At 64.3% G+C, this 11,006-nt stretch carries 9 protein-coding genes and 1 pseudogene; 9 read left to right on the top strand and 1 reads right to left on the bottom strand.

From position 1 onward, the window contains the following. From EOA32_RS26035 to EOA32_RS25995, 9 genes are all read left to right on the top strand, one after another. Positions 1–1,042 (top strand): UDP-N-acetylmuramoyl-L-alanyl-D-glutamate--2,6-diaminopimelate ligase (locus EOA32_RS26035; RefSeq protein ID WP_128373243.1); only part of this gene is annotated, 1,042 nt, incomplete at its 5' end. Next, positions 1,039–2,472 (top strand): UDP-N-acetylmuramoylalanyl-D-glutamyl-2,6-diaminopimelate--D-alanyl-D-alanine ligase, encoded by a 1,434-nt coding sequence (locus tag EOA32_RS26030; protein ID WP_128373242.1) that lies wholly within the window; start codon positions 1,039–1,041, stop codon positions 2,470–2,472. The genes EOA32_RS26035 and EOA32_RS26030, both read left to right, overlap by 4 nt. Positions 2,473–2,492: 20 nt before the next feature. Then, entirely contained in the window at positions 2,493–3,575 is a 1,083-nt protein-coding gene (gene mraY, locus EOA32_RS26025) for a phospho-N-acetylmuramoyl-pentapeptide-transferase (RefSeq protein WP_066990736.1), read from the top strand. Positions 3,576–3,584: 9 nt separating this feature from the next. After that, positions 3,585–4,985 (top strand): UDP-N-acetylmuramoyl-L-alanine--D-glutamate ligase, encoded by a 1,401-nt coding sequence (murD, locus tag EOA32_RS26020; protein ID WP_128373241.1) that lies wholly within the window; start codon positions 3,585–3,587, stop codon positions 4,983–4,985. After that, complete coding sequence (gene ftsW / locus EOA32_RS26015) at positions 4,985–6,136, top strand: putative lipid II flippase FtsW (protein WP_067329044.1); 1,152 nt, start codon at positions 4,985–4,987, stop codon at positions 6,134–6,136. Before murD ends, ftsW begins: the two co-directional genes overlap by 1 nt. A 6-nt stretch (positions 6,137–6,142) precedes the next feature. After that, positions 6,143–7,267, top strand: coding sequence for an undecaprenyldiphospho-muramoylpentapeptide beta-N-acetylglucosaminyltransferase (murG, locus tag EOA32_RS26010; protein WP_128373240.1), 1,125 nt, complete (start codon positions 6,143–6,145; stop codon positions 7,265–7,267). Next, positions 7,264–8,670 carry a UDP-N-acetylmuramate--L-alanine ligase gene (gene murC / locus EOA32_RS26005; RefSeq protein WP_128373239.1) on the top strand — a complete coding sequence of 469 codons (1,407 nt, stop codon included), beginning with the start codon at positions 7,264–7,266 and terminating at the stop codon, positions 8,668–8,670. The genes murG and murC overlap by 4 nt, the downstream gene beginning before the upstream one ends. Beyond that, the gene (murB, locus tag EOA32_RS26000; RefSeq protein ID WP_128373238.1) at positions 8,667–9,632 is read left to right on the top strand and encodes a UDP-N-acetylmuramate dehydrogenase; all 966 of its coding nucleotides are present in this window, start codon (positions 8,667–8,669) and stop codon (positions 9,630–9,632) included. Before murC ends, murB begins: the two co-directional genes overlap by 4 nt. A 310-nt stretch (positions 9,633–9,942) precedes the next feature. Continuing rightward, positions 9,943–10,869, top strand: a complete 927-nt coding sequence (locus EOA32_RS25995) for a D-alanine--D-alanine ligase (RefSeq protein ID WP_128373237.1) — start codon at positions 9,943–9,945, stop codon at positions 10,867–10,869. Between the two features lie 38 nt (positions 10,870–10,907). Here the strand turns inward: EOA32_RS25995 and EOA32_RS25990 are convergent. Then, positions 10,908–11,006 (bottom strand): annotated as a pseudogene (locus EOA32_RS25990) (D-alanine--D-alanine ligase); the annotation flags it as partial.

The raw sequence follows: 11,006 nt of genomic DNA, 5'->3' as shown, positions 1-11,006 counted from the left end.
GGTCGCGCCGGGACGCAACGAATACGGCTCGTTGACCACGCCCGATCCCGTCGCGCTGCACCAGTTGCTCAAGGATCTGGCGGAGGCAGGGGTAACGCACGCCTCGATGGAGGCTTCCAGCCATGGTCTCGACCAGCGTCGGCTCGACGGCGTAAAACTGGCCGCCGGCGGCTTTACCAATCTCGGCCGCGACCACATGGATTACCATCCGACGGTTGAGGATTATCATCGTGCCAAGCTGCGTCTGTTCGACGCGCTGCTGCCGAAGGGGGCGCCGGCCGTGATCTTCGCCGACGATCCCTGGTCGCAGCCGACGGTTGATGCCGCGCGGGCAGCGGGCCTAAATGTTCTGACAGTCGGCCGCCACGGCGAATTCCTGACGCTGAAGCGCGTCGAGCATGAGCGGCGGCGCCAGCGTGCCGAGGTGGAGGCCGATGGTGTGCTCCACGAGATCGATCTGCCGTTGGCAGGTGACTTCCAGATCGCCAACGCGCTGGTTTCGGCCGGCCTCGCCATCTCGACTGGAACATCTGTTGATAAGGCTTTGGCCGCATTGGAGAAACTCAAAGGTGCGCCGGGCCGCCTCGATCTTGTGGGCACGACGGCCGCCGGCGCTCCGGTCTATGTCGACTACGCGCACAAGCCCGACGCGTTGGAAAATGTTCTGACCTCGGTTCGTCCGTTCACCACGGGCCGGGTCGTTGTCGTCTTCGGCTGCGGCGGAGACCGCGATCGCGGCAAGCGGCCGATCATGGGCGAGATCGCGACCCGGCTCGCCGATGTCGTCATCGTCACCGACGATAATCCGCGCACGGAAATCCCCGAAACCATCCGCGCGGCAATTCTTGCCGCGGCGCCCGGCGCCATCGAGATCGGCGACCGCCGCAAAGCGATCCACGAGGCCGTCGCCATGCTCCATGCCGGCGATACGCTGATCGTCGCCGGCAAGGGGCATGAGGAAGGCCAGACGATCGGCACCGAAACCTTCCACTTTTCCGATCATGAGGAAGTGCGCGAGGCGCTCCAGGAGCGCGCCGCATGAGCTTGCTGTGGACGTCGCAAGCGCTTGTCGAGGCCATGGGCGGCAGGCCGATCGGCTCGCTGCCGGAAGGCATCACCGGCATTTCGATCGACAGCCGCAGCCTCGAACCGGGCAACGCCTTCTTCGCCATCAAGGGCGAGACGATGGACGGCCACGATTTCGCGACCGCTGCAGTGAAGGCGGGCGCTGCGGTGCTGGTCGTGGCCGAGGGCAAGCTGCCGTCGCTCGGCCGGCTGACTGCGCCGATGATCGTCGTGCAGGATGTGCTTGCGGCGCTGGAAAAGCTCGGCATTGCGGCGCGCGCTCGCTCACGGGCCAAGATCATCGCGGTGACCGGCTCTGCGGGCAAGACGACCACAAAGGAAGCGCTGCGCCATGTGATGTCGGCGGTCGGCAAGGTGCACGCCTCGGCGCAGTCGTTCAACAATCACTGGGGCGTGCCACTTACCTTGGCGCGCATGCCCGCAGACTGCGACTACGCGATCTTCGAGATCGGCATGAATCATCCGGGCGAGATAAGGCCGCTGGTCAAGATGGTGAGGCCGCATGTCGCGATCGTCACGCTGATCGCGGCCGCCCATCTCGGCTTCTTCAAGAATCTCGACGAGATCGCCATGGCCAAGGCCGAGATTTTCGAGGGCATAGAGGCCGGCGGCGCCGCGCTGCTCAATCGCGACGATCCGCGTTGGAAGCTGCTCGGGAAAGTGGCCAAGGATGCAGGTGTCGAGCATGTCTTCGGCTTCGGCGAGAACGCCCGCTCGGCCTTTCGTCTTGTTGGCTGCGACCTTTATGCCGATCACTCCGATATCGCGGTCAAGATCGGCAAGAGGGACGTGACGGCCCGTGTCGGGGCGCCCGGCCGCCACATCGTGCAGAATGTGCTGGCGGTGCTTGGCGCCGCGCAACTGGTCGACGCCGATCTCGACAAGGTCGCGGCGGCGCTCGCCGATCTTTCGGCCGAGCGCGGGCGCGGCCGGCGCCACATTTTGCGCCATCCGAACGGTCCGATCACGCTGATCGACGAGAGCTACAATGCCAATCCGGCGTCGATGGCGGCAGCCATGGCACTGCTCAACGCCACGCCGGTATCGGGCGAGGGCAGGCGCATCGCCGTGCTTGGCGACATGCTGGAACTCGGCAGCCATTCGGCGAAGCTCCACGCGGCCCTTGCCGAACTTATTGTCGGCACAGAAACGCGCAACGTCTTTCTCGGCGGCCCGGAGATGCGGGCACTGGCCGAGGTTTTGCCTTCGGATGTCGAAACCGAGTACCGGCCAGGAGCCGAAGAGCTGAAGCCCGTCGTCATGTCGGCGATCAGGCCGGGCGACGTGGTGATGGTCAAGTCGTCGAAAGGCATCGGCTTTTCAAAGCTGGTCGAGGCATTGCTCGGCAAATTTCCGGCGGAAGCCGCAACCATTGAACCGACCTGAGGTCGGGATCCGGGGGACCGATGCTCACTTTACTCGTTGATTTCGCGGACAAGATCTCGGCCTTCAATGTATTCCGCTACATCACCTTTCGCACCGGCGGCGCGCTGATCACTTCGGCGCTGATCGTCTTCATATTCGGACCGACCATCATCAATTCGCTCCGGCTGCGTCAGGGCAAGGGGCAGCCGATCCGCGCCGACGGACCGCAGACGCATTTCAAGAAGGCCGGAACGCCGACGATGGGCGGTCTGATGATCCTGTCCGGCATCATCGGCTCCTCGCTTCTGTGGGCAAACCTCTCCAGCATCTATGTCTGGGTGGTGCTTTTGGTCACCGTCGGCTTCGGCTCGATCGGTTTCTACGACGACTATCTAAAGGTGACGAAACAGTCGCATCTGGGCTTCTCCGGCAAGGCCAGGCTGGCGATCGAATTCGTTGTCGCCGGCATCGCGGCCTGGGTGATCATGCACAATGGCCAGGCGCCGTTCTCGTCGTCGCTGACCTTCCCGTTCGCCAAGGAATTCCTGATCAATCTCGGCTGGTTCTTCGTGCCGTTCTCCTGCTTCGTGATCGTCGGCGCCGGCAATGCGGTGAACCTGACCGACGGCCTAGACGGGCTGGCGATCGTGCCGATCATGATCGCTGCGGCGTCGTTCGGCGTCATCGCCTATCTTTCCGGCAACGCGGTGTTCGCCGAGTATCTGCAGATCCATTTCGTTCCCGGCACCGGCGAACTGGCGGTCGTGCTGGGCGCCGTCATCGGCGCCGGCCTCGGCTTCCTGTGGTTCAACGCGCCGCCGGCCGCAATCTTCATGGGCGACACCGGCTCGCTTGCCATGGGCGGCCTGATCGGCACCATCGCTGTCGCCACCAAGCACGAGATCGTGCTGGTCATTGTCGGCGGCCTGTTCGTGGTGGAGATCCTGTCGGTCATCATCCAGGTCGGCTATTTCAAGATGACCGGCAAGCGCGTCTTCCTGATGGCACCGATCCATCACCATTTCGAAAAGCTCGGCTGGACCGAAAGCCAGGTGGTGATCCGCTTCTGGATCATCGCCGTCATCCTGGCGCTGGTCGGCCTCTCCACCCTCAAGCTCAGATAGGATGCCCGCTTGATCGCCGCCGCTTCATTTGCAGGCAAACGCGTTTCGCTCTTCGGGCTCGGCGGGTCGGGGATTGCCACCGCGCATGCGCTGATCGCCGGCGGCGCCGAGATCCTCGCCTGGGACGACAATCCGGACAGCGTCGCCAAGGCAGCAGCCGCCGGGATCGCGACCGGCGACCTGCGCGGCGCCGACTGGTCGCGCTTCGCCGCGTTCGTTCTGTCGCCCGGGGTGCCGCTCACGCATCCGAAGCCGCACTGGACGGTGGAACTGGCGCGCGGCGCCGGCGTCGAGGTGATCGGCGATATCGAGCTGTTCTGCCGCGAGCGCATCCAGCGCGCGCCGGCCGCACCCTTCGTCGCGATCACCGGCACCAACGGCAAATCGACGACCACGGCGATGACGGCGCACATCCTGAAGTCGGCCGGACGCGACACCCAGATGGGCGGCAATATCGGCCGCGCCATCATGACGCTCGATCCGCCCGAGCCCGAACGGCACTATGTGGTGGAATGCTCTTCCTACCAGATCGATCTCGCGCCCTCGATCAATCCGACCGCCGGCATCCTGCTCAATCTGACGCCTGACCATCTCGACCGCCACGGCACCATGGCCCATTACGCCTCGATCAAGGAAAGGCTGGTCGCCGGCAGCGACACCGCGATCATCGGTGTCGACGATTCCTGGTGCGCCCAGATTGCCGACCGGCTGGAGCGGGCAGGCCGGCAAGTGATCCGCATTTCCAAGCGCCTGCCGCTGACCGACGGCTATTTCGCCGACGGCACGAATTTGATGGAAGCCGTGCACGGTCGCTACAGCCGCATCGCATTCCTGGAAGGCATCGGCTCGCTGCGCGGCCAGCACAATGCGCAGAACGCGCTCGCCGCCGTCGCCGCCTGCCTCAGGGTCGGGCTGGAACTCGGCGAGATCCAGGCGGGGCTGGAAAGCTTCCCGGGGCTGGCGCACCGCATGGAGCAGGTGGGCCGCAAGGATCATGTGCTGTTCGTCAACGATTCCAAGGCGACCAATGCCGATGCGGCGGCTCCCGCGCTGTCGAGCTTCAACCGCATCTATTGGATCGCAGGCGGCCTGCCCAAGGAAGGCGGGATAGAGCCGCTGCGCGGTTTCTTTCCACGCATTGCCAAGGCCTATCTGATCGGCGAGGCCGCTCCCGCTTTCGCCGCCACGCTCGGCGAGGCGGTGCCTTACGAAATTTCCGGAACGTTGGCGGCCGCGGTCGAGCACGCCGCCCATGACGCCGCGGGCGACACCGGCGGCGAGGCCGTCGTCCTGCTTTCGCCGGCCTGCGCCAGTTTCGACCAGTTCAAGAATTTCGAGGTTCGCGGCGAAGCCTTCAGGCAAGCTGCGACTGCTATTGATGGGGTGAAACCCATCGGAGGGCCACGTTGATGCAAAGCCGTCTCGACAAAAGTCCGGTCGCAACCTGGTGGTGGACGATCGATCGCTGGTTCCTGGCGGCATTCCTGTCGCTGATGGGGCTCGGCATCGTCTTGTCCTTCGCCGCAAGCCCGGCGGTCGCCGAGCGCATCGGTCTCGACAGCTTCCACTTCGCCACAAGACAGATCATCTTCACCATCCCGGCGCTCGTCGTGATGCTCGCGGTTTCCTTCCTGGAAGCGCGACAAATAAGGCGCATGTCGCTGGCGATGATCTGCATCATGCTGGTGCTGATGGTGGCGGTTCTCTATATCGGCGTCGAGGTGAAGGGCGCGCGGCGCTGGGTATCGCTCGCCGGGCTCTCGATCCAGCCGTCCGAGTTCCTGAAGCCGGCCTTTGTCATCATTTGCGCCTGGCTCTTTGCCGAGCACAAGCGCCAGCCCGACATTCCCGGCAATCTGTTCGCCATGCTGCTGCTGGCCTTGGTGATCTCGCTGCTGATCGCGCAGCCGGATCTCGGCCAGACCATGCTGGTGCTGGGCACCTGGGGCGTGATGTTCTTCATGGCCGGCCTGCCGTGGTTCTGGATCGTCGCGCTGGGGGCTGCCGGCGTCGGCGGCGTGTTCGCGGCCTATACGGTGTTTCCGCATGTGGCCGCCCGCATCGACAAGTTCCTCACCGGCGAAGGCGACACTTTCCAGGTCGACATGGGCCGCGAGGCGCTGATCAATGGCGGCTGGTTCGGCGTCGGCCCAGGCGAGGGCACGGTGAAGCGGGTCATCCCCGACAGCCACGCCGACTTCGTGTTTTCGGTCGCGGGCGAGGAGTTCGGGCTGATCATGTGCTTCTTCATCATGTCGATTTTCGCCTTCATCGTGCTGCGCGGATTGAGCATCGCGCTCAAGGAGCATGACGACTTCACCCGTTACGCCGTCGGCGGGCTCGTCACCATTTTCGGCCTGCAGTCGGCCATCAACATGTGCGTGAACCTGCAGTTGATGCCGGCCAAGGGCATGACGCTGCCCTTTATCTCCTATGGCGGCTCCTCGCAGATCGCGATTGCCGTCTCGATGGGCATGGTGCTGGCGCTGACGCGCAGGCATCCCGAAAAGCGCAAGCAGATTGGCTACGCCTTCTCGCAGCGCGCCATGCCGGCGGAATGAGGCCGGATGTCGAGGGGTGTCATCCTGCTGGCGGCCGGCGGAACGGGCGGACATCTGTTCCCAGCCGAGGCGCTTGCGCATGAGCTGACCGAGCGGGGCTGGGAGGTGCATCTTGCCACCGACCGCCGCGCGGAGCGCTACTCCGGCCACTTTCCCGCCGCCGCGATCCACTCCATCCGCTCGGCGACTTTGGGTTCGAAGAATCCCTTCGCCATCCTCGCGTCCTTCTGGACGATCTGGCAAGGCGTGCGGCAAGCGGGGCGTGTCATCGCCAGGATCAGGCCTGACGCCGTCGTCGGCTTCGGCGGCTATCCGACATTGCCGCCGCTCTATGCGGCGACACGGCGCAAGGTGCCGACGCTGATCCATGAGCAGAACGCCGTCATGGGACGTGCCAACAAGGCGCTGTCGAGCCGGGTCGATGCGATTGCCGGCGGGTTCCTGCCCGAGGGGGAAAGCGCGGCCGGCGCCAAGACGGTGACCACGGGCAATCCTGTGAGGCCGCAGGTCCTTGAAGCGGCGAAATCGCCTTATGTCGCGTCGGATGCCAGCGAGCCGTTCCGCTTCCTGGTCTTCGGCGGCAGCCAGGGTGCGCAGTTCTTTTCCGATGCTGTGCCGGCGGCGATCGCGCTTTTGCCCGAAGCGCAGCGCAAGCGGCTGGCGATCACCCAGCAAGCGCGCGCGGAAGACGTGGCGCGAGTGAAGACCGCCTATGCCGATCTCGGCGTCGACGCGCAGGTCTCGCCCTTCTTCACCGATATGGCGGCGCGCATGGCGGCCGCACATCTGGTGATGTCGCGGTCCGGTGCCTCGACCGTATCGGAGATCGCGGTCATCGGACGCCCGGCGCTGCTGGTGCCTTACCCGCATGCGCTCGATCACGACCAGGCGGCGAATGCCGCGGCACTTGCCTCCGCCGGTGGGGCCGAGGTCCATCAGCAATCGACGCTCTCGGCCGAGCGGATCGCCGCGTTGGTCGGCGGGCTGATGGAGGATCCCGGCCGGTTGACCGCAATGGCCGCGGCTGCCCGCTCGGCCGGAAAACCCGACGCGGCGCGGTTGCTCGGCGATCTGACAGAGGCTATTGCGTCCGGCAAAACGGTTTCCGACTACAGGAGGACGCGCGCATGAAGATGCCGCAGACGATCGGCCTCGTGCATTTCATCGGCATCGGCGGCATCGGCATGAGCGGCATTGCCGAGGTGCTGCACAATCTCGGCTACAAGGTGCAGGGCTCGGACCAGGCGGACGGCGCCAATGTGCAGCGGCTCCGCGACAAGGGCATCGAATGCTTCGTGGGCCACAAGGCCGAGAACGTCGGCGAGGCCGAGGTGGTCGTGGTGTCGACCGCCATCAAGAAATCCAACCCTGAGCTCAGGGCGGCGCGCGAGAAACTGCTGCCGGTCGTGCGCCGCGCCGAGATGCTGGCCGAGCTGATGCGCTTCCGCCAGGCGGTCGCCATCGGCGGCACGCATGGCAAGACGACGACCACCTCCATGGTCGCGACGCTGCTCGAAGCCGGCGGGCTCGACCCGACCGTCATCAATGGCGGCATCATCAACGCGTATGGTACCAATGCCCGCATGGGTGACGGCGAGTGGATGGTGGTCGAGGCCGACGAGAGCGACGGTACCTTCCTCAAGCTGCCGGCCGACATCGCCGTCGTCACCAACATCGACCCCGAGCATCTCGACCACTATGGCAGCTTCGACAAGGTGCGCGAGGCCTTCCGCCAGTTCGTCGAAAACGTACCGTTCTACGGTTTCGGCGTGATGTGCACCGACCATCCGGAGGTGCAGGCGCTGGTCGGCAGCATCGAGGATCGGCGCGTCATCACCTATGGCGAGAATGCCCAGGCCGACGTGCGCTTCGCCAATCATCGCATGGACGGAGCTACATCCGAGTTCGACGTGGTGATCCGAGACCGCAAGGGGCGGGGCACGACGACGATCACGGGTCTGCGGCTGCCGATGCCCGGCCGCCATAATGTCTCCAACGCGACGGCAGCGATCGCGGTCGCGCATGAGCTTGGTCTGTCCCCCGAAGCCATCAAGAAAGGCCTGTCATCCTTCGCCGGCGTCAAGCGGCGTTTCACGCACACCGGTTCTTGGAACGGCGTCGAGGTCTTCGATGATTACGGCCACCACCCGGTGGAGATCGCGGCGGTGCTCAAGGCCGCGCGCGGGGCCACAAAGGGCCGCGTCATCGCGATTGCGCAACCGCACCGCTTCACCCGGCTGCACGATCTGTTCAATGAGTTTTCCGTCTGCTTCAACGATGCCGACACGGTCATGGTGGCGCCCGTTTACGCGGCCGGCGAGGAACCGATCGAGGGCGTGACCTCGGACGCGCTGGTGTCGCGCATCCGCGCCGGCGGCCATCGCGACGCGCGCTATATCGAAGGCCCGACGGCGGTCGCGCCGGCCGTCCGCGAACTTGCCAAGCCCGGCGACTTCGTCATCTTCCTTGGCGCCGGCAACATCACGCAATGGGCCTATGCGCTGCCCAAGGAACTCGGTGGGGCCCCCTCATGATGCGCAGCCAGGACCTGATCGACAAGCTCGGCGACAAGCTTGCCGGCCTGCGCGGCCGCGTCACGCCCAATGCCGAGATGGACAAGATCACCTGGTTCCGTGCCGGCGGGCTGGCGGAAGCGCTGTTCCAGCCGGCCGACGAGGAGGATCTCGCGGCCTTCCTGCGCGCGGTGCCGGAGGAAATCCCGATCACGGTCGTCGGCGTCGGCTCAAACCTTCTGGTGCGCGACGGCGGCATCCCCGGTTTTGTGGTGAGGCTCTCCGCCAAGGGGTTTGGCGAGGCCGAGGTCACCGGATCGACCACCATCAAGGCTGGCGCAGCAACGCCGGACAAGCGCCTGGCCGCCGTGGCTTATGAAGCCGGCATCGGCGGGTTCCATTTCTATCACGGCATCCCGGGCGCTGTCGGCGGGGCGCTGAGGATGAATGCTGGCGCCAATGGCGTCGAGACGCGCGAGCGCGTGGTCGAGGTGCGGGCGCTCGATCGCGCAGGCAATGTCCATACGCTGAGCAATGCGGATATGGGCTATGCCTACCGCCATTCGTCGGCGCCTGGCGGATTGATCTTTACCTCGGCCATCTTCGATGGCCCCCCGGAAGACAAGGTTGCGATTAAGGCGGCGATGGACGCCGTGCAGAACCATCGCGAGACGGTACAGCCGATCCGCGAGAAGACCGGCGGTTCGACCTTCAAGAACCCGGAAGGCTCGTCGGCGTGGAAAGAGATCGACAAGGCCGGCTGCCGCGGGCTGATGATCGGCGGCGCGCAGATGTCTCCCATGCACTGCAACTTCATGATCAACACCGGCACCGCGACCGGCTACGATCTCGAATATCTCGGCGAGACGGTGCGAGCGCGGGTGCTGGAAAATTCGGGCATCCGCCTGCATTGGGAGATCAAGCGGCTGGGCAACTTCCGGCCGGGTCACGCGGTGCAGGAGTTCCTGGGCCAGCTTCTTTAGCTCGCTGCGATGTTCAAGTAGTGCTTGAACTTGCGTCGTCGGCGACGCCGTCAAGCGTTACCGCAAAGACTCAACAACACACTTTTCTCGCCCGTTTTCGCGGAAAGTGAATCTCTCGGAATCATAGGTACTTGCCAGGGAATCAACTCTCTGATTCTGTGCTCTAAAGCGTTTCCTGATTTGAGTCGTTTGACGCGTTACCCGCGTTTTCCGTCTGGGGGGCAACCTGCCGGAAGACTCGGACTCAATGTGCGGAAATGTTGCGTGCGGAAATATTGGTTGCAGGCCCGGCGTGAAAGGGGAAGGCGGGATGAAGAAGAAGCATGTGGCTGTTCTCCTGGGGGGATTTTCCTCGGAGCGGCCCGTGTCTCTGTCGTCGGGGAAGGCATGTGCGGATGCGCTCGAGAATGAAGGCTATCAGGTCACCCGCGTCGATGTTTCGCGCGATGTCGGGTCTGTGCTTGCCGAGCTCAAGCCCGATGTCGCCTTCAACGCGCTGCATGGCCCGTTCGGCGAGGATGGCACCATCCAGGGAATTCTCGAATATCTCGGAATTCCCTACACCCATTCGGGCGTGCTCGCTTCGGCGCTGGCCATGAACAAGGAGCAGGCCAAGAAGGTCGCCAAGGCGTCCGGCATTCCCGTCGCGGAATCGAAGGTGGTCAACCGCTTCTCCGTCCAGAACAAGCATCCGATGAAGCCGCCTTACGTGGTGAAGCCGGTCAATGAAGGCTCGAGCTTCGGCGTCGTCATCGTGCACCAGGGGCAGTCGCATCCGCCGCAAGTCATCGGCTCGTCCGAATGGAAGTATGGCGAGATCGTCATGGTCGAGCGCTACATCCACGGGCGCGAGTTGACCTGCGCGGTGATGGGTGACGTGGCGCTTGGGGTCTGTGAAATCATCCCGACCGGTCATTCCTTCTACGACTACGATTCAAAGTACGTCCCGGGTGGATCAAAACACGAAACCCCTGCAAAAATTTCACCGAATATTTACCAAAAAATACAGACACTGGCCCTCAAGGCTCATCTTGCTATCGGTTGCCGGGGCGTTTCCCGGTCGGACTTCCGTTACGACGACCGTCACTCCGAAAACGGCGAGGTTGTCTGGCTCGAGATCAACACCCAGCCGGGCATGACGCCGACGTCTCTGGTGCCTGAAATCGCCGCGCAAGCGGGGCATTCGTTCGGCGAATTGTTGAGTTGGATGGTGGAGGACGCTTCGTGTCTGCGTTGAGGTGGGGCCAGGGCAAGGGCCGCGGGACTGGGCCCACCTCAACGCAGACACGAAGCGTCCTCCACCATCCAACTCAACAATTCGCCGAACGAATGCCCCGCTTGCGCGGCGATTTCAGGCACCAGAGACGTCGGCGT

Origin of the sequence: Mesorhizobium sp. M1A.F.Ca.ET.072.01.1.1, assembly GCF_004023325.1 — a bacterium.
Taxonomy (GTDB): Bacteria; Pseudomonadota; Alphaproteobacteria; order Rhizobiales; family Rhizobiaceae; genus Mesorhizobium.
Note: the sequence above shows the minus strand (reverse complement) of the source record. Positions and strands in the feature narration are given on the sequence as shown.